At 28.0% G+C, this 20,271-nt stretch carries 19 protein-coding genes and 3 pseudogenes; 2 read left to right on the top strand and 20 right to left on the bottom strand.

Translation table 11 applies throughout. The annotated features are described in order from the left end of the window. Positions 1–4: 4 nt before the first annotated feature. Positions 5–352, top strand: a complete 348-nt coding sequence (locus BR69_RS0108390; RefSeq protein WP_027632785.1) for a hypothetical protein — start codon at positions 5–7, stop codon at positions 350–352. Positions 353–813: 461 nt separating this feature from the next. Here the strand turns inward: BR69_RS0108390 and BR69_RS0108385 are convergent, their stop codons facing one another. After that, positions 814–1,410 (bottom strand): GNAT family N-acetyltransferase, encoded by a 597-nt coding sequence (locus tag BR69_RS0108385; RefSeq protein ID WP_027632784.1) that lies wholly within the window; start codon positions 1,408–1,410, stop codon positions 814–816. A 666-nt stretch (positions 1,411–2,076) separates the two neighbouring features. Between BR69_RS0108385 and BR69_RS21145 the strand changes: the two genes are divergently transcribed. After that, entirely contained in the window at positions 2,077–3,021 is a 945-nt protein-coding gene (locus BR69_RS21145) for a hypothetical protein (protein ID WP_027632783.1), read from the top strand. Positions 3,022–3,119: 98 nt separating this feature from the next. Here the strand turns inward: BR69_RS21145 and BR69_RS0108375 are convergent, their stop codons facing one another. From BR69_RS0108375 to BR69_RS21130, 19 genes and pseudogenes are all read right to left on the bottom strand, one after another. Then, on the bottom strand, positions 3,120–3,839 hold the full coding sequence (locus tag BR69_RS0108375) for an MBL fold metallo-hydrolase (protein WP_027632782.1): 720 nt from the start codon (positions 3,837–3,839) through the stop codon (positions 3,120–3,122). A 532-nt stretch (positions 3,840–4,371) separates the two neighbouring features. After that, positions 4,372–4,839, bottom strand: a pseudogene (locus BR69_RS22390) (cyclase family protein); the annotation flags it as partial. Positions 4,840–4,929: 90 nt separating this feature from the next. After that, positions 4,930–5,358: pseudogene (locus BR69_RS22385) on the bottom strand (MarR family transcriptional regulator); the annotation flags it as partial. Positions 5,359–5,685: 327 nt separating this feature from the next. Further along, positions 5,686–5,886: pseudogene (locus BR69_RS22460) on the bottom strand (M23 family metallopeptidase); the annotation flags it as partial. A gap of 243 nt (positions 5,887–6,129) precedes the next feature. Further along, entirely contained in the window at positions 6,130–6,402 is a 273-nt protein-coding gene (locus BR69_RS0108355) for a CD3324 family protein (protein WP_027632780.1), read from the bottom strand. Positions 6,403–6,552: 150 nt separating this feature from the next. After that, positions 6,553–7,026: a hypothetical protein gene (locus BR69_RS0108350; RefSeq protein WP_027632779.1), complete on the bottom strand. Its 474-nt coding sequence runs from the start codon at positions 7,024–7,026 to the stop codon at positions 6,553–6,555. A gap of 207 nt (positions 7,027–7,233) precedes the next feature. Beyond that, complete coding sequence (locus BR69_RS0108345; protein ID WP_027632778.1) at positions 7,234–8,091, bottom strand: pentapeptide repeat-containing protein; 858 nt, start codon at positions 8,089–8,091, stop codon at positions 7,234–7,236. Positions 8,092–8,199: 108 nt separating this feature from the next. Further along, positions 8,200–8,568, bottom strand: coding sequence for a hypothetical protein (locus BR69_RS0108340; protein WP_027632777.1), 369 nt, complete (start codon positions 8,566–8,568; stop codon positions 8,200–8,202). A gap of 346 nt (positions 8,569–8,914) precedes the next feature. Beyond that, positions 8,915–9,100, bottom strand: a complete 186-nt coding sequence (locus BR69_RS0108335) for a hypothetical protein (protein WP_027632776.1) — start codon at positions 9,098–9,100, stop codon at positions 8,915–8,917. Next, the gene (locus BR69_RS0108330) at positions 9,097–9,684 is read right to left on the bottom strand and encodes a DUF1700 domain-containing protein (RefSeq protein ID WP_027632775.1); all 588 of its coding nucleotides are present in this window, start codon (positions 9,682–9,684) and stop codon (positions 9,097–9,099) included. The genes BR69_RS0108335 and BR69_RS0108330 overlap by 4 nt, the downstream gene beginning before the upstream one ends. Continuing rightward, positions 9,677–9,994: a PadR family transcriptional regulator gene (locus BR69_RS0108325; protein ID WP_027632774.1), complete on the bottom strand. Its 318-nt coding sequence runs from the start codon at positions 9,992–9,994 to the stop codon at positions 9,677–9,679. Before BR69_RS0108325 ends, BR69_RS0108330 begins: the two co-directional genes overlap by 8 nt. A 263-nt stretch (positions 9,995–10,257) precedes the next feature. Further along, complete coding sequence (locus BR69_RS0108320; RefSeq protein WP_027632773.1) at positions 10,258–10,812, bottom strand: GNAT family N-acetyltransferase; 555 nt, start codon at positions 10,810–10,812, stop codon at positions 10,258–10,260. Between the two features lie 95 nt (positions 10,813–10,907). Beyond that, positions 10,908–11,891: a phosphotransferase enzyme family protein gene (locus BR69_RS21140; protein WP_051623545.1), complete on the bottom strand. Its 984-nt coding sequence runs from the start codon at positions 11,889–11,891 to the stop codon at positions 10,908–10,910. Between the two features lie 197 nt (positions 11,892–12,088). Next, positions 12,089–12,910 carry a VanW family protein gene (locus BR69_RS0108310; protein ID WP_027632772.1) on the bottom strand — a complete coding sequence of 274 codons (822 nt, stop codon included), beginning with the start codon at positions 12,908–12,910 and terminating at the stop codon, positions 12,089–12,091. A gap of 350 nt (positions 12,911–13,260) precedes the next feature. Beyond that, the gene (locus BR69_RS0108305) at positions 13,261–15,498 is read right to left on the bottom strand and encodes an ATP-binding cassette domain-containing protein (protein ID WP_027632771.1); all 2,238 of its coding nucleotides are present in this window, start codon (positions 15,496–15,498) and stop codon (positions 13,261–13,263) included. A 199-nt stretch (positions 15,499–15,697) separates the two neighbouring features. Beyond that, positions 15,698–16,405: a DNA alkylation repair protein gene (locus tag BR69_RS0108300; protein WP_027632770.1), complete on the bottom strand. Its 708-nt coding sequence runs from the start codon at positions 16,403–16,405 to the stop codon at positions 15,698–15,700. A 420-nt stretch (positions 16,406–16,825) separates the two neighbouring features. Further along, on the bottom strand, positions 16,826–17,653 hold the full coding sequence (locus BR69_RS21135) for a GNAT family N-acetyltransferase (RefSeq protein WP_051623544.1): 828 nt from the start codon (positions 17,651–17,653) through the stop codon (positions 16,826–16,828). A gap of 442 nt (positions 17,654–18,095) precedes the next feature. Beyond that, positions 18,096–19,004 (bottom strand): metallophosphoesterase family protein, encoded by a 909-nt coding sequence (locus BR69_RS0108290; RefSeq protein ID WP_027632769.1) that lies wholly within the window; start codon positions 19,002–19,004, stop codon positions 18,096–18,098. 268 nt (positions 19,005–19,272) lie between these two features. Further along, on the bottom strand, positions 19,273–20,142 hold the full coding sequence (locus tag BR69_RS21130) for an AraC family transcriptional regulator (RefSeq protein WP_051623543.1): 870 nt from the start codon (positions 20,140–20,142) through the stop codon (positions 19,273–19,275). Positions 20,143–20,271: the final 129 nt, after the last annotated feature.

Genomic DNA, 20,271 nt, shown 5'->3' with positions numbered 1-20,271 from the left:
AAGTATGTATGAAATATCTTATTCTAAGGAAAAGAATCGAATATATATTAAAATCTCTGAGGATTTATGTGATGCAGAAGAAAAAAAATATATTGATGATATGATACATTGCTTAAACAATGTTAGACCTAACTTTACTGTTTGTGCAAACCTTAAGAGTTGTGGTATATCTGTTTTACATAACAGTGGAAGCTTTGAAGTGGTTAGAAACTACGGTAGAGAAAAAAAGATTTATAAAGTAGCTATTGTTCTAAATAACGAAATCTTTAATGCTAATTTAGCAAATTCTTTTAATAAGTTAAATGATACCTTTAAAAATATAGAAGATGCCGAAAAGTATTTAGATAGTTAGGTCTTTTAATAATGGGACTGTCATATTAAGAAATCTAACTATAATATGTTGTCTTAGAATTTAAAAATCTAATACAATATATTATAGTTTTTATTCTTTATTTGACTCCCCATTATTAATTTTTTTATTTAGATTAATTATAAAATGAAATTGTACTAATAAAAAATTTAAAAAATTTCATAGTGGATTATTCCATGTTATGATTTAATCGCTAAACAAAAATATACACGGAGAGTAATCACTATGGACTAGCAACAATAGTTCTAAATTTTCTCATTTATCCACACTTGAAGCTGAAACTGATACAAAGTTATCTTTCACTCATCCATATCCATCTTTTGAAAAGGAGACTAATGATCATCATAGTGGACTTATAAGCCATTCTATCCCGAAAAAACATATATCTTACTATACTTCTTATGATATTTCTTTCTTATAGTAGAACTCCATTAATTAGATTTTTAATCATTAAAATTCTCTAATAAATCTTCATTATTATATTTTTCTCTAAATTCTTCTTCCAAAATACTCATAGTAATCATATTATAGTATTTATTATTAAAAAAACATCCATCTCTTCTAATTCCCTCTCTTACAAACCCTATCTTCTCATAAACATGAATTGCCCTTTCATTAAAAGAAAATGCTTCTAACTCAATCCTATGTAGGTTAAGCATACCAAAACCATAGTTTAATGATAAAATCATAGCTTCAGTGCCATAACCTTTATTAAAATCTTCTTTTCTATTTATTGAAACTCTTGTACTAGCACCTCTATTATTTCTATCTATATCATTAATAACAACTTCCCCTACTAATTTATTGGATTCTTTTGAGAATATTAAAAAGTCAATTCTACCTCTGTCCTTAGATATATGTTCTAAATATTCTTCAGTATCTGATTTACTAAATACTTGTTGAGTTCCTGTAAATATTGTTGATTCTATACTAGAGTTACTCAAGTTTTCCCAGTATTGTTCAAGATACTCCTTGTCTAGTTTTCTTAGATAAACTAAATCTCCCTTTAGCTCTAAGAAACTTCTTGCATTTATTCCCATATCCTATCCCCCTTAGTCCATCAATATCTTCAACATATACATTGAAGATATTACTTTTGAATATTCTAATTTTTAACATACTATTATTATATATTACTCTAAAGGTCTCTCTCAATTTTAAGTATAATTCTGTATTAACTTTGCCCATAACTTTTAAGTAGTATATAAATGCCTTTAAGTATCCTAATAAAATTTTTATCTTTAATAACAAGTTTTTTATCTTTAAGTTATATTTTTTAATAACCTGCTGCTAACAATGTAAATTTTAAAAATATAATTCTATGAAAGCATGTATCTTAGTTAAGGGATCAGTCTCCTATTATCTAACCATATAAATCTTCTATGAAATTTTAATTTTAAATACCTTTTAATATTTAAAATCTCCTTTTAACTAAATCCATATATACTTATAGATAGTAGCTTCTATAAGCATAAAATATGTTTTTAATGTTCTATATGTATCTTAATTCTTCCATTACTTGATATACGTCCTTAAATTTGGTATAATTATGCAGGATTTTATAACTTATATAATCTTTATGTAAAATTTCTTAGTGTTTAACTTATTTTTTTATATAATAATATTCACTCTTACTATATTTACTTAAATAAAAAAACTAATGACTTAATATTAACATATGATAATTTTAATGGAGGAGATATTAAATGAAAGATAAATTACTTTTAGATATTGCCAACTCAACAAATTTAAATTTTATTGATAATGAAAATGCTCTAGTAGGATTGCACAATGGATATAATATTACAATAAATTCAAGCCCTTATACATATTATATAACCTTTCCAGTAAAACTTACATCTGAGGTAGGACTGGACAATATGAATGCTTTTCTTCATGGTTTAACAACTGAATTTAAAAAACTTAATTACGCATCTTATAATGCTTCTAGCATTGAACTTCACTATACGCCTAAATATAGAAAGTATAGAAAGCCAGAAATAATACTATCTATAATTAATAAACTAATAGATTTTTCTATTACAAATAATTTAGTGACTTGTTGTGCATCTTGTGGTGAAGAAACAGAATTAAAACCATTTTTATTTAATAATATTATACTTCCTTGTTGTACAAACTGTCAGCTAGAGATTAATAATAAAATTGCTGAGCAACAAAATGCTTTTCAACATAAAAGTAATAATATAATTGGAGGAATTGTTGGTGGATTTATAGGAGCTTTGCTTGGTTCAGTAGTTTGGATAGGAATAGCCCAGATGAATTACATAGCTGCAATTGCTGGTCTTGCTATATCCATTTGTTGTATTAAAGGATATCAAATGTTTGGTGGAAAACTTAATTTATCAGGTATTGTAATTACTTCTATTATTACTATTATAATGGTTTATTTAGCTAATCACATTTCCCTTGCTATTGATATATACTCAGAATACAAAATAGATTATGATATAAATTTCTTTGATGCATTAAGAGCTGTTCCAGATTTTCTAAGAGAACCTTTAGTTAGAAAATCATTTATTGAAAATTTACTTATAGGCTACCTATTCACAGCTGCAGCTTCCTTCTCTTATATTAAAAAAGCATACTTAGAAGCTAACAATAAAATAAAATTTAAAGAAATAAATATGTAAATTAGTACAAAATAAATATAGTAAAAAAGATTAGTACTGTTTAAGTTCTAATCTTTTTTATTACAAAGTATTAAAGGCTTATATAATTTTTAACTATATCATATTTTTCTAAGTGCTTCTGTTATATCTTTTGCATAAACGCCTCCATGATAACATATAACCCTATCTATATCATAATTTAAAAGCTTTTTTATAGAGTTTTTAGCTTCCTTCATATCTAAGGTATACTGTGGCAATGCAATAACTAATTCTCCATCATCTATAACTAATGCATCTCCAGATATCAATGATTTACTTTCTTTATGATAAATAGATATATGTCCTGGCATGTGCCCTGGTGTAGATATTATTTCTATGCCTCCACAAAAATTTAAATATTCCTTGTCCTTTAAACATATATCTACATTACAATTTTCTATTGACTTAAGCATATTATGAAATTCGTTAGCTTTTTCTTTTTCTGATTCTGGAAGCAACCCATATATTTTTTCTGCCTGTCTTAATCTTAATGATTTTTTCTTTCCACTTACATAAGGCTCATCCTCTTTAGATGCTAGAACCTGTATATTAGGATATTCCTTCTTAAACTCTGCCAATGATCCCATATGATCAAAATCATGATGAGTTATAATTATTTGGGATAACTTTTTTATATTAATATCATTTTTTATAGCACATTCTTCAATTAATCCTATAAAATTAGGGTATCCACAATCAACTAAAACCATATTATTTTCATCTTCTAATATAACTGGATAAATAGCATCAACTTTTCCATTGAAATTAAAGTCTAATTTTAATAATTCTATTCTATTCATATTCCTTCTCCTAGTAAAATCTTATTTATCTTAAATATATCATTCCCATTAAAAACACAGTTAGTACATAAATATTTCTGCATTATTTATATACGTAAATAGTAGTTAAATTCATATATTTTAACTATACAATTTATTACTCATATTTATCTTAGTAAAAATAAAAAGAAGAGAAAATCATACTATATGAAACCTCTTCTTACTTATACTTTTATCTTTAAACTAAATTTTTAATATCTCTCTATCCTATGAATATAAAACTGTGTATTTAATTCTTTTATTCCGTCCTTAATTTTAAACTCTTTATTTTATCTAATTTAAAAAGTACATATGCCACTACATTAAAAATAAAAAATAGAATTACCCATGATAAACTTAATCTATTACTGTAATATATATTAATGGTCCCCAAAATACCAAATAATATCCAATATGCTGCAAAAAGTATTTTTGTACTAATTAATAATATAGATTTAATGAATAGATTGAATCTCTTAATATTAAATCCTTTTATCTTAAATAAACCATGTATTTATATAGTTTCAATTTCAACTTTTATTGCTGTTGCTCCCTCTAATTGTAACCATTTTAGGCTTGCCTTAAAATCAAAAGAAACTTTATCTAAGTTACATATATTCTCTACAACATATGAACCCTTACTTTCAACATACTTATCTATTTCAACATGATCTTTACCATGTTGTATTCCACCTAAATCTATTCCTATTAGCTTAACATTAAATTCTAATAACTTATCTACAAGATCTCTAGTTAAATAGGGCTTTGATTCAGAATTAAAATACTCCTCACTTCCATATCCGTATTTCTCTAAATATCCTGTTCTAAATATTACAAATGAATTTTTCTCTACTTTAACATTTTCCAAGATATTTGTATCTATAATATCTAAACCTCTCACATCTATTACCTTAACATCTATCTCTGATGGTAACTCTATATTTGATAGATTATAACAATCTATGTGAGTTCCTATATGTTGTCTCTGATGTGCTGGCTGTGAGTCTCCCCACTTTAATATTTCCTGAGGAATACTAAATTCCTTTAAATGTAAGTTCATATTTTTTCTCTCCTCTTCTTCTATTATTTCATCTAAATAGTTACTAAACCTTTTTAGAAAACTAACTATAACTTCTCGATTTTTTTTATCTATATCTTTAAAAAATTTATCATTTCTTTCTTCCCATTGTTTATGTTTTATCTCATGATACTTATATAACTTATCACCTAGTTCCGTTAACTTAAAATATATTTCCTTATTGTTATCAGGATTTTTATACTTATAAATAAGATTATTATTTATAAGTTTTTTACATATTTTACTTACAGCACCTCTAGTCATATTCATACCTTGCGATATTTTAGTAACATTAGGATCTTTTATCTTTCCTATTAAATCTACGCAATGTATTTCTGAAACTCCAAACTCCTCATATTCTCCCTTAAATGCTAATTTTCCTAAGGTTTCTTCTTTTTCATATATCTCTTTAAAACTATTCATTATAATATTAATCTTATCCAGTCTTAACCACCTCCATATTGTTTCCTCAGAAACAATATTATACCCTTTTTGTTTCTTTGTCAACAATTTAAACAAATTATTAAGGGTACTAGCGGAAATATTTTGTTTTATAAAAACTAAAAGTTGTAGTTAAACCTATATTTAACTACAACTCTTGAATAATACATTGGTTATAAAATAGGTATATATATTAAAATATTTAAAAATATCTAATATCTACACCTATCTTAAAACATTAGTCTTATAAATATATCAAAATTACTAACACAATTTTTTAATAATAAATTTTTTATTCTATGATATTTCTTATTTAGCATGAACCATAGTATATTCTTCAGTAATAAATTCTATAGGATCTCCAACTACGTTATAGATATTAGTAAAATGACAGGGTAAGCTTCTTTCTTCTTCATAAATACCAGTTACTAACTCAAAGTGAAGATGCGGACACCCTGATAGTCCTGTATTCCCTACTAATCCAATAACTTGTCCTTGTTTCACTTTTTCTCCAACTTTTAAATAAAAAACTAAATACTAAAATTAATGCTTTATTATAATTAAATTATTTATATCTCCTTCTTTACTAAAAATCTATTACATTAAATTTTTATAATTATATTGTAATAAATTCAATTATAAACCTATTATGTATTTTTATATTATCACTTACTAATTGGGAGTCTCAACCTAAAAAACTTTTCTTAAATAAAAATGAGCCATAACTATAAAATTAGTTTTGACTCACAGTTTTTACTTAGATTTTTCTTTTAATATTATTCTATCTATACTCTTTTTAGATAGAAAGTACTTTTCCGCCAATTCACCTCTACTGGTTCCATTTAAATATTCATTATAAATATAAGAATTCCTTAAAGTAATTTCTTTTCTAGCGCTTGTTTTTGTTCCCCAAGCTTGTCTATTAGACTCCTTTTTAGGAATATAAATGTATTCACCCTCAATATATTTTTGAATTAATTCGATTATCTCTGTAGGTAATACTTCTTTAGCTGCAATATAGCTCATAATGCCCTCCTAAATATTGTAATTTAATTTAGGTTTAAGCAAAGGCTATTTAATTTAATTATATATTAATGCAATAGCCTTGCTATGCATTGTTAGCAGGTGTCATTGTACATTCCTCCTTTTTATTTCGTTATAATTAATATAATTTATTTATTCAATTCTCATAGTATTTTCCTTTTTAGGCCCTATATTATATCCAAATTTCATCATTGAACTTGAATTATTATTTTCAAAATATATTATTACCTTCCATTGACCTTCCATGCCTTCATAGGCTTCTCTAAATGTTTCATTATCATATAATATCCCTGTCTTGACTCTCTCCCCCTTAGGATTTATAATATGGAATTCTAATCCCTCACTTACATTTTTACTGCCGGTACTCTCTAACATAATATTCACATATCTATCTGATGGACCAGAACTAAATACTATTTCATTATTATTTCTATCCATTATTTCACTTGATACCATTACTTTTGATCCTCTAGAAAATATCTTGCTTATACTCATTACCCCATCTGATGCTATTGAATTTGCCTCTGCATTTGACAGTTTAATTATGAAAATCACAAAAAACAATATTAATATTATTAATAATTTCTTCTTACTTTGCTTTTTCATAGAAAATCTCCCACTATGTAATCACATTCTATTTTATTGTATTTTTTAAATATATTCCCATTGAAAATGTATAGTATTTCTTATGTTTTTACCTCTTTAATAAGGTTTAAAACATATAAAAACACTATTTATATTCATAGTATATCACAGAATTTCCCAACCAACAATTTACATTTTTGCATTTCATTCAAATAATGAACTTTATCTCTACCAATATGTAGGGCGTGTTAATGCTACTGGCAGCTTGGTATTAGAGTCTCCTTTAGCACCATTAATCTGGCCTTGAGTAATAAATATACTATTTGTGAGATTAGCACCCCTTATATCAGCATCTCTAAGGTCTGCTCCAATAAGATCTGCTCCACTTAGGTCAACACCTCTTAGATCTGCTGCAATAAGTAATGCTCCCCTAAGGTCTGCTCCTCTGAGATTCGTTTTTTTAAGGTCTGCTCCAATAAAATTTGGTCTTCCAGCAATTGTTTTCTTCCACTTTAAAGTACTCTTTCTTCCCATATTAGTATTATATCGTACAACTTCACTAGTTTTAGAAAGAATAGCATTAACCTTATTTCTATGTGATACTAAATCTAGCTTCATAATATTAATATCTTCTAAGTTGGTAAGTTTAATTGTTTCCTCTATCATATGACTAATTTCTTCTTTAATAATGCTATTGTCTTGAGCATTAAGTGCATTTGTTAGGTACCATAACATTTCATGAAGTTGTCTCATGATTAAAAAAGTATCAAACATTTGATTTGCTCTTTGTGGATTTTCTCTCCAATCCTTGCCTCCATATGTAACTTGAGCAACTTTTTGTCCTGCTCCAAAGCAATCATAAGCAGTACACCCCTTAAGCCCTTTCTCTCTAAGATTTTTATGGACAGAACACTTAAAATCAGATTTTAAATTTATACATGGCTTACCAGCATCCTTATCATTTGGGAACCCTTCTGTCTTAGAAAAATATAATGCAACACAGCAAAATCCAAAACATTTCTCACAGTCAATCTTTAAACTTTTATATAATTCTTTTCTGTAATTAACCTCATTTTCATATATCATATTTATCATCTCTCCATATTTTAAAACTACAAGTTATATCGTAGATTAATATTAACTTATATACTAATTTTTGTCACAAATTCATTGCTATTTTGTGTAGCTAATACATTAATTAAATTCATATCTTATAGTGATTTCCTCACAACCATGTCTTAGCAAATATAAATCTTCTTCTACCTTTGAAGAAGAATAATGTTCAATTAGTATCCCTTCTGCTTCCTCTTCTCCTTTTTCATCATATGCTTTATTCACTTCTTCAATAAGAATTAAACTTAAGTTGTCATAAATTACCCATCCTTTATCTGAAAATCTTTTATCAAATAATTCTACTTGGTGAATAAAATTTTTTAAGCTCTTATTAGTTTCTCTTAATTTTTTTCTAAAATTCTTCCCCATTAAAAGCCCCCAAAACTTCATACCCCTAATTTCCTTATTTAGTTTTTTTATGCTAGGCATATCTTTAACTATGGCCTTCATCTTATTCCCCCAATCTTTAATAAACCTTTTACATCATAAGTATACTATATTTTACTAATGTATATTGGGACCTAAAAAATACATATAATTTGCTGAAACTAATAAATCAATATGCTTTTATCACAACATATATAAAAATCGCCTCAGTAAACTAAAGCGATTTTTATTATCTTTATACATAGAGTAATTATAAGGTTATAGTATTTTATTAAATAATAGTTATTTCTCTATATCCAGAGTTACTATACTCTTACTCAATATATTTAAGTATAAGTTCTTTAATTACTCTATCTCATATCCTTCTATATACACTATGTCCTTTTGGGCCTTCCTTCATTAAAATCATTTATAAACTTAAAGATAGCCCTTCACTAATTCTAATAGTTCGATACCATTTATATGTATCATTTTTTTCAAATTTACTTAAATTGAATCCAGATATTCCAAAGCCTAATATTGCAATTATACATCCTATGACTATTAGGTAAACACTCATTGTAATAGCCTTTTTCTTAAGCTTTCTTATTATCATAATCTCACTACTTTCTTATTAAATTTCTTACATATGATCAAGATTAATTGCTTTGTAATCACTGCAAGTTTCCTAGATAAAAATAGGGTTAAAAATGCTAATAATATAGAAAGACCAATTGATGCAATTCCCACTCCTAATTGCACAATACCTACTTCTAATATATCTGCCATCATAAATGGTGACCCAATTATACTAACTAAGGCTGCTATTAAAAAAGCAATTGAACTTACTCCTGTAGTGAATGGAATACACCAAATAATAATATTTGCAGACAGTATAAGTAAAGTTAATGCTAACAATATACTTCCCCATAATGGAAATCCTAAGATTAATAGTATTACATTTAATATATTATTACGGAATGGTGATACCTTAACATTAATATTATCTTGATCACTTAAAATATCATTAGCTATGATATGCGGATTCCCTAGTTTATCAATGGCCTCTTTTTCTGTTAATCCACTTTCTTTATAGTCTTCAAAAATTTCTTCATAATAAATAATAAACTTATTACACTCCTCTTTACTTAGAGGTGTTAATGACGCCCTTAAACTATTAAAAAAATCTGATTTAGTCATCTATTTTTTCTCCTTTTATAAAATAATAAATCTTCATAACTTGTTGCCAATCATTTAGAAACTCTTTTATGTGATCTTTTCCTTTTTCCGTGATTTTATAGTACTTTCTTAAACGACTATTATGCTCTACAGAGTATGTTTCAACATAAGAATTGGATTCTAATCGCTTTAATATGGGATACAATGTAGATTCTGATATTTCAATACACTCTGATACATCTTTTACTATTTGATAACCATATGAATCTGACTTTTGTAGTGCTGAAAGAACGCAAAATTCTAGTAGCCCCTTTTTCAACTGTGTATCCATAATACCCCTCCTAATACATTATACTATATATTACATAGTATAATGTGTCAAATAGTATATATTTAATTATTTTCCGTTCTCATAAGATTATGAACTTTCCTCTCAATATTCTCCATTAAAATCCAATAAATATAAAATAAAATATTATAAATAACAAAGAGACCTATTTTTAGTGTTAAATAAGTATAGCCATAAGATATTTTTATTATCTTATGGCTATTTGTTACGAATTGTTTCTACGCTGAACAGCTTAATTTAACTTATCAAAAAGAATTAGATTTACTTTGAATTCTGCCAAACAGCAATGCATCATAATATTTACCTTCTATAAAATAGTTATCTTTTAATCGTCCTTCTAACTCATACCCGTTCTTTTCTAATATCCTAGCAGAACCAATATTTGCGTCTACTACACAGGCATGTATCTTGTGTAGATTAAGTGATTCGAAGGCGAAATCACTCATCAATGCAACGCACTCTGAGCCATATCCCTTACTCCAATGATCTTTATGAAAAACATAACCAATTTCAGCTTGTTTTGCTTCTTCGTCAAAATTGAAAATCATAGCTGTACCTATAATTTTCTGAGTTGATTTTATAATAACAGAGGCATATAAATGAGTCCCATTCGCCTCACGCTTTAACATTGTTTCAATATGCTCACTAGTTTCATTTAAAGTTTTCATTAATTTCCAACCAATAAAACGTGAAACTGCTTCATCGGATGCATAACTATGTATATCTTGAGCATCATCTTTACTTAGTTTTTTAAAATAGATATTTTCACCTTCTAAGGAATGAAATAAATTTATGTTCATGTTTTTCTCCTCCTTACTATTATTTTAAATTTATTGTATTATTTGGAATTCATTCTGTCAATATAAGCTAGTGCATCATAAAATTTTACCTATATCTATACAAATAGATTGATTTTTGAATTATCCAAAACCAAACTTATCCAATTAATCATTTTAATATTATTCTCTGCCAGTTCTGTATATCCATCTCGTGCAAAAAATGCAATCATAATTAGTTCTATTGAATAGAACATATACTTAATACTACATTTCTCTTCTATTGTCATTTCAGATTTACTTTCATATCCGTTAATAACAGCCTTTGAAAAGTCCAGCCACTTTTCTCTCTTATCTTTTTCATCAAATACTTTTGCTAAAGCCCCTGTACATAAATAACACAGATCAAATATTCTTGCATTAATTTGAGTTAAGTCAAAATCTATATATCCTACTAGATTATTATCTTTAAAGATCATATTTTCTCCATGAATATCTCTATGAATAATCTGTCTTGGAAGTTTTAAATAGAGTTCTTTAAAGTTTTCATTTAATTCTATTCTAATCCTGTTAAAATTTTCTAATTTCTCTTTATTCAAAGTACATTTAGGTATATATCTACTAATTTCTTTCTCAACCCAACCATCTAACTCTTCTATCATATTGTTATCCCATAGACTATTATTTTCTTTTAACTCATGAGTAATATTTCTAAGGCCATCATGAAGCTCTGCTATACATTCTCCTAAATAGAAGCCATTCTTAATATAATTCCCTTGGTAATAGTCCTTTAATACTTCACCTTTAATTTTTATAAATAATGCATAATATCTATTTCCTACTGAAGCATAACTCTCTCCATCTAGTGTACATACTACTTTTTGAGTAGGTATACCTGCTTTTAAAAGTAATCTAGAAATATATACATTGTTTTTTATCTCATATTCACTATTGGTCATTTTTAATATATAATCTTCACTTACAGTCCAAATATGTGATTCTCTCTTAGTTTCATACTCTATATTTTCTTCTTTAATTTCTAAATTTTCTTTAAAACCCCATAAACTTAATACCAATTGTAATCTTGCATTTTTATTTACCATTGCTTATGCCCCCTTATCCAAAACTTAATTCCATCATATATCATAAATCTCTATAGCTTATCCAATACATAAAATCTTTTGTGTGACAATACTACTTATTAATATGCTACTATACATATTGCCATATATTGAACCTATAAAACTTTTCTGAAATAAAAATGAGCCATAACTATAAAATTAGTTTTGGCTCATAAACATTATTTCTCTTCAAATTCTTTAGGAATATATTTTACTAAAGCACAATTTTTAGTAATAAGCTCAGTATCTAAAATCCTACCACCTTCAAACTTAGCTATCTTATTTCTCCAGATTTCATTTTGTCTGTAATAATTATCTTTAATTTTAAAAAATTTATGATTTTTTTCAAACACATGATATGCAAAATCAAGCTCTTCACTTATCCTAAGTTCCCCTTCTAAACATTTTTCGCTCATCCAAATATTTATTTGAAATGTATAGCTTGTATTGTTCTTCACCTGAAAATCTCCATAATTATAAAATATAGTAGCACCACTACCAAAGGGAAGCACCCTTCCCTCATCTGGAAATGGATCAAAACTGTGGTGGTGCCTTTCCATTACAGTAAGAGGACTATGTATTACAAGCCAATTTAAAAGATTTGCAATTTGACAAAGTCCACCCCCAATTCCTGGTCTTGCTTCACCAAAACAAAGCTCCATCCCTGGAAGGTATCCTTTATATTTTGTTGGAAGTCCTACTGTTTTACAAAATGAAAAAACTTCTCCCGGACTTATGATAATTCCATCTATCTTTTTTATAGCTATCTTTAAGTTTTCAACCTTATTAAGCTGTAGTTCTATATCACTATCCCCTAATTTTCTAATTAAAACTGATTGATGCTTTTTAACTCTATACGGTAATTTACTAAAATCCCTTACCTTTGCAAACTTGATAGAGCTAAAATACCACTGCTTGTATCTAATTATACGTCTACACCAAACTGCCAAAAAATAAAATATTAAATTCCTTTGACTTAATAACTTCTTTTTCTTTTTCATTTTAATCTTCCTATTCCATATTATCTATGCAACTATTATAAATAATATATTTTAATTCACCCCTACATATTACAATATTATGGATACTGTTTCAATAACAGGATATTAATAGTTATTATGTCTTTATTTCAATATCTTTTGTAGAAGTCTCATTTATTTATGGTAAGATTCGCTGCAGCAAGTATGATCTAGGCTTCTCAATTTATTGTTCTATAAATATCCTAAATCTATAAAATTTTTCTGAAATAAAAATGAGCCATAACTATAAAATTAGTTTTGGCTCATAAATACTATATCTTAATATTTTAAATTTTTACAAATACTTATATATCTTTTAAATAGTAATATAATTATAGATACTTAGCAGTTAATGATTCATTACACTTATATAATTCTTTAGGTGTTCCTTCAAAAATTATTTTTCCACCTTTAATTCCACCTTCTGGCCCAAGGTCAATAATCCAATCCGCTCTTTTAATTACATCAATATTATGCTCAATAATAATTACTGTATTTCCGTTATCTACGATATTTTCAACAATATTTATAAACTTCTCAATATCAGCCATATGAAGACCTGTTGTTGGTTCATCCATAATGTATACTGAGCTTTCCTTATGTAATTCACTAGCTAACTTTAACCTTTGACATTCACCACCTGATAATGTATCTAAGGTTTGACCTAGTGTTAAATAACCTATACCCATATCATGAATAGCCTGTAGCTTTGTTTTAATTGCTTTCATATTAAAGAAATCAATAGCCTCTCCTACTGACATATGAAGAACTTCAATTATATTTTTACCATGTAATCTATAATCTAAGACTTCCATTTTAAACTTTTTACCATCACATACATCACAGATGCTCTTTATATTTTCCATAAAAGCAAGGTTTGTTTCTATAATTCCACTACCCTTACAATTTTCACAAGCCCCTTCTGAGTTTGAGCTAAATAATGATGGATTCGCATCATTTTCTTTAGCAAAAGCTTTTCTTATATTATCCATAATTCCACTATAAGTTGCTAAGCTTGATCTTGAATTTGCTCCTACAGGACTTTGATCTATTAGTACAGCTTCTTTGTTTTGCTTTAAAAATTCGTTCTTAATTAATGTGCTTTTCCCTGAACCTGCAACCCCTGTTACTACAGTTAAAACACCTTTTGGTATATTAACAGAAATATTCTTCAAATTATTTTTATTGCAATTAACAACTTTTAAATGTCCCTTATTTTCTCTCACCTTTTCTTTAATAGAAAGAGATTTATTTAAAGCATCTCCTGTTAGAGTCCCAGACTTAAGTAATTTTTCATAACTACCTTGATATACTACTTCTCCTCCATGTCTTCCAGCAAGAGGTCCTACATCTATAATATGATCTGCAATCTTAATAACATCTGGATCATGCTCAACAACAATTACAGTATTACCTTTATCTCTTAACTTTCTTAAAAGGTTATTTAACCTATAAACATCTCTTGGATGAAGTCCTATACTAGGTTCATCAAATATATACATTAAATCAACTAAATTACTATTTAGATGTTTTACCATCTTAATACGTTGAGATTCACCTCCTGATAATGATGAGGTTTCTCTATCTAAAGTTAAATATCCAAGTCCTATATCAATAATATTATTTAGCTTTTCAACTATACTCTTAACTAATGGTTCAGCTTCAGCCTCTTTAATGTTTTCCATAACTTTAATTAATTCATCAATTTGCATACTAGTTAAGTCTGCAATATTATACCCATTAATTAAACATCCATAAACTCTTTCATGAAGCCTTTTTCCCTTACAAGTAGCACATTCACCTTCAATTAGTAACTTACTAAGCTTCTTTTTGGCAGCTTCAGAAATTTCCCCTTCTTTCTTTAAATAACTTTTATTAAATTTAACTATTAATCCCTCATAAGTTAAATTCATTGTACCTATTTCAGCTATCTTAATTTTTTCAGCCTCTCCATATAAAAACTTTTGTAATTCTTCTTCTGAATAATCACATATCTTTTTATCATTATCAAAAAAACCTGATTCAGTAAACAGCTTCCAACTCCATGACCCTACTCCAAATCCTGAAAGTAAAATTGCTCCTTCATTTAAAAACTTATTCATATCAACTATTTCTTCCATATTAGGAACTAGCTTTTTACCAAGTCCCTCACACTCTGGACACATTCCATTTATATCATTAAAAGAAAACATACTAGCTTTTCCTATATATGTGCTTCCAAACCTTGAATATAAAGCTCTTAGGAATGAATTAATATCTGTAATAGTTCCTAAAGTTGATCTAGAATTACCACCAATTCTACTTTGATCAATAATAATAGGTGTAGAAAGATTTTCAATATGATCAGCTTTAACATGACCATACTTAGGTAAAAAGTTTCTTATAAACGCACTAAAGGTCTCATTTAATTGACGTTTTGCCTCCTTTGCAACTGTCTCAAAAACAATTGAAGATTTACCTGACCCAGAAACCCCTGTAAAAATAGTTATCTTTCTTTTAGGTATTTCTAGAGATATATCTTTTAAATTATTCTCCCTACATCCTTTTAAATAAATGAATTCATCTTTCACTTTATCCGCCTCCTTTTTAATATTTTATCTATATATTGAATTACTTTATTTTTTTATTGATTCTATTAATTATTAACTAATTCATGATTATAATTCAACCTTTTAATCTATTATTTATTGTAGGATTCACTACTAAAGGATTAATTTCTTTTTCTTCTCTTATTAACAACTAGATAATTTCTATGGCTGATACTAAGCCTTAACATCTTACATGTTTACGCTTAAAGCCTACTCTTCCCTTATCAACTGCATTTTGAATAGATTCTGTTGCAACATTTGTCTGGCAGAGGGTTTTCCCCGTAAAAACCTCTACCTTTCCTATTTTCTCAGCAATTTTCTTTGCCTCTTCATGAAGGGGTAAGTATGAAATGCCAACGGCTATAATAAAATTGTTCATGGCATATTTAGTACGATCTGGCTGGTCATGTATGGTGTCACCTACCCTATTAAGCATTGTCAAAAGTTTATCCTTGTCAAATTCGCTGTCTTTACGATTACCTAATAACCACTCATAGCAGCTCCACCCCGCTGACATTGTTAGTTCTTTTCCACTATCTATCCAGCGGTCTGCAACAGTAAAGGCAATATCTGTTTCAGCAAGGGTCACTGCTACAATATAGTCTGAAATCATATAAAAATAGGCACCTTCTATCCACCTGTCAAAATCTTCTTCCACCATTTTTTTAGGCTCAGCAATCATTCCAGCTAAATACATGGCATCATAATTTCCTGATGCATAAAGCTGATCTGCCAAAGTGTGGTTATATTTTATTTTCTTAAAAATTGGCTTCATAGCGCTTATGCTTACGCCAAAAACAGGTTCTTTGGCACCTTTGCCTATGTAAGTTTTTTTCGTACGCTCTGTACCAAGTGACTTTAATTCATCCATGATTTCGGTTAGTTCCATTTGTAACATCTCCTTAAAACTTATAGTAAAATTCGTTACTTGGTAATATCAACATCAATGTTTCTTAAGGACTATTATAATACTTTTGTGAGTTTTCAACTATGAAAACTCACAAAAGTTAATGATTAATCTGTTCACGTAACTTCATAACATACCCCTCCATGCTATATAAGTATTGATTATAAACTCTTACTATATTCTCCTAAAGATAAAGAATAACTTCTTAACTATTTTCTATATATGGAAATATAAGTACATTTTTATAGTTTTTTAATGCATAGTTATAATTTATAATACGGTATTATTTCTAGTAAAATAAGTCTTCTCTTATTAATATAGATACTTTGTATTTACTTATGTTATAGTTCTCCGTAACTGCTGCAAGTGATATCTTCTTTTTTAGTCTTAGATTTTTTATATTTAAAGATTTTTTCCTGGAAACATTAAGCTTTTTTCCTCTTCTTTATATCCAAAAGATTTATAAAGCCTTACTGCAAGTTTATTTAATTCCCATACTTCAAGTTTTGTTTTCTTTAATCCATTTACTAAGAAATAATTAAATATATAATTAAGTATAATTTTTGCTATCCCTTTTCCACGTGCTTCTGGTAGAACATATATGGTTTCAATGTAGCCCAAATCATCATTTTTAAAAATTGTACAACCACCACATCTTTTGCCGTCAACTAAAAAATATAAATTCTTAAAACATTCTTCTTTACTTTGTTCTATAAACCTATCCATATTTAGTGGTGATATAAAAATCTCATCATACATCTGTCTATATTCAATAAGTTCTTCTTCCACTTCTAGATTCATCTGAATTACTTCAACTTCTTTAGGCAGTGTATATTTAAAATCTTCATTAATATTTGCTTCCATAATAATGCTGTAGTCTTCCTCAAAGCTATTTCTAGTATAAAACTTCATGTTATCCATGTTATATTCAAACCCGGAGTATATTCTTGCATTTAAATCAGGTCTTTCCTTGCGAATCTCATTTGCTCTAAAAAAAGCTTTATCAAATAACTCTTGTTTAACCTTATCTTTTAATAATTTGTCCATATTTTCTTCTAAATTAATATCTATAAAAATAAGATAGGGTATTTCTTCTATCTGACAATGATTCATATTAGGATATACATACGAACTCCCTAAATAACTTCCATCATCACTAAATGCTAAAAAAATATTATTCTTACTATTACCATACTGATCTTTGACTGAATTTTTTATTTCAATATTCATACTTTATATCCCCCTCTTTCTTCTTTTTACAGGAATCCATGCCTCACAACTATAGTTGTCATATTGATTATCATCCAAAAATATTTTTCTATACACGATACTTCTATCTCTTAAAATCCTGAGGCTGAAAACTATTCTAAATATATTCATCTTCATAAATTTGATATTTCAAATCTATTTAAATTATTGCCTTTCCCATGTAAACACCCCAAGTACATGAAGTGATACGGTATTTTCACCTGTAAAAATAGCCTTAGGCAATTCATGTCAATCTCTAAGACTATAAACTTCATTTACTTATGGTATGGTCACTGTAACGTATATAGCCTATATTTATATATTACTTATAAATAATATATAAATATAGGCCTACCCTCCCTGAAATAAGCCCATTTCACATTCTTTATTGCAAAGTTTTTATCTGAAATTATTCTCATATATCTTATGTATTCATTGATAATACAATTGGTTCAATGGATACTCCATTCCACATGTTGTTCCATATCCCCACATCACTTGGTGTTATATTTTGATAATTGCCTCTCATTCCCTCTATTATAAGTTGTCCATCACCATTTATTGTTACAATAGCATGCAGTCCATCCTTATACAGTATCATATCCTTAAGTCCTGGGTATTTTTCATGAATTTCCTTTGAATAGTTGAAAGTTTCTTTTAACCCATGCCATATATAAGACATAGAATTTAGAGTATAATAACAGATTCCACTTATATCTACAACTGCATTTCCATGGTCATGTCCATTCATGCACATCAAAACCCGATTTCCCCTTCCATTTGCATTTTCAAGAATTGCCCTAACTTCCTCACGATTGGCCACTCCCCTTTGAGCATACTCGTTAGCCAGACTATGATGAGAAAAAATCATATAATACTTACAATTATCATTCAATTCATTTGATAACCAGGATAATTCTTCTGGTGGAATATAAGGATAACTATCTGATGTTTTATTGTAATTTCTCTTATAATATGGAATACATCCGTCTTTTCTCTTAATATAGCAACCATCAAGTACGATGAACTTTATATTACCTTTTACAAAAGAGTAATAATTGTTTTTCATGCCCAAAAAACCTATAATCTGCTCTCTTGAAAATGTATCAGAATCATGATTGCCAATAGTATAATAACAAGGAAGCCCTATGTTTTCTAACTCCTTCAAAACAATTCTATTTTCCTCCCTTGGATAGCAGAAGTCACCCAATTCAATAATAAAATCAATATCCGCCTTCTTAACCTTGTTTATGAATTCTTGAAGCCGCCTGTGGCCATCTGGTATATGATCATAATGCAAATCTGTGAATACGGCAAATTTGACTCTATCCATAACATTCCCTCCTACTCTTAGATAAAATAATTATGGGATATATTTTCATAGATTAACTTTTAAGGCATTTCCTCTTGTTATCTTAGTTACGAAAATTCAGATAAATTGTGATAACGTATCAACTACTTACAATAATCTATCCTTACGATGTTTATAATTATAGCATATATATTTAATTTACAACCCATAAATATCCAAATTGTTTTTAATTGTCTTAATCAACTATATGCTAATAATAAACACAGGAATATTTCCTGTGTTTATTATCTTAACTTAATGGAAAATAGAGGTCCCTATAGGTAATACCCTCTTCTTGAAGTTTTTCTTCAAGCCAATATTTTTCCTTATAATATTTAGCACTACAATCAGGATCATATCCTTTCAAGTCGACCCACTTAGCTAATTGCTTCCAACCAGCAGGTATTGCTTCAAAGGGATTTGAGAAAGGGTTAGTTATTCTCAGAATTGCATAGGTCATTTTATCTATTTTTTTCAGATTCATTCCTTCACATAGCTGGGTATCTTCTTTGATTTTTATCCAATACTCATACCCTCTAAGCTCCTCTTGTCTTTGCTCCTCTGAAACTGGAATATCAAATCCGAATTGTCTTGATTTAGGATCAATATTATTATCATCCATCCACTGTGTCATATAAGTTATAACTTCATCCTCAGGATTACAACTAATTACATAGGAACTTGCCACATACATGGTATCAAGTTCTTCAATTCTTATATCACTAAAACTATATTCCATATTTAACCCTCCTAAAATTATAAACTCATTTTTTTTGAGAATTGGTTTTTGAGGTATTGCAAAATGCTTATTTCTAAATTTACTTGGAGTTTCACCAAACTCCTTCTGAAAAGCCCTACAGAATGATCGTTCTGAACTGTATCCATAATCCAGTGCTATATCAATGATACGTCTCCCTCTATTAATTTCCTGCATGGCATAGGCAAGTCTTCTCCTTCTAACATACTCCATTAATGGAACTCCAACAAACAATGTAAATAACCTATAAAAGTGATATTTTGAGAATCCAGCAGCATCAGCGCAAACCTCGATTGTGATGGGCCTCTTAATATTATCTTCAATATAATCTATGGTTTTTTGCAGGTATTCAGCATAACTCATAAAATCCACCCCTCGTTGCAACGATAACTTAATTATAATACATAAACCCAACAATAAATGGACTCATTTTGCTATTTTAACAATAACTGTATTAAGCCTATACAATTCAAAGCTATTAATAATTATGAA

Origin of the sequence: Clostridium hydrogeniformans DSM 21757 (assembly GCF_000686705.1) — a bacterium.
Taxonomy (GTDB): Bacteria; Bacillota; Clostridia; order Clostridiales; family Clostridiaceae; genus Clostridium_Z; species Clostridium_Z hydrogeniformans.
Note: the sequence above shows the minus strand (reverse complement) of the source record. Positions and strands in the feature narration are given on the sequence as shown.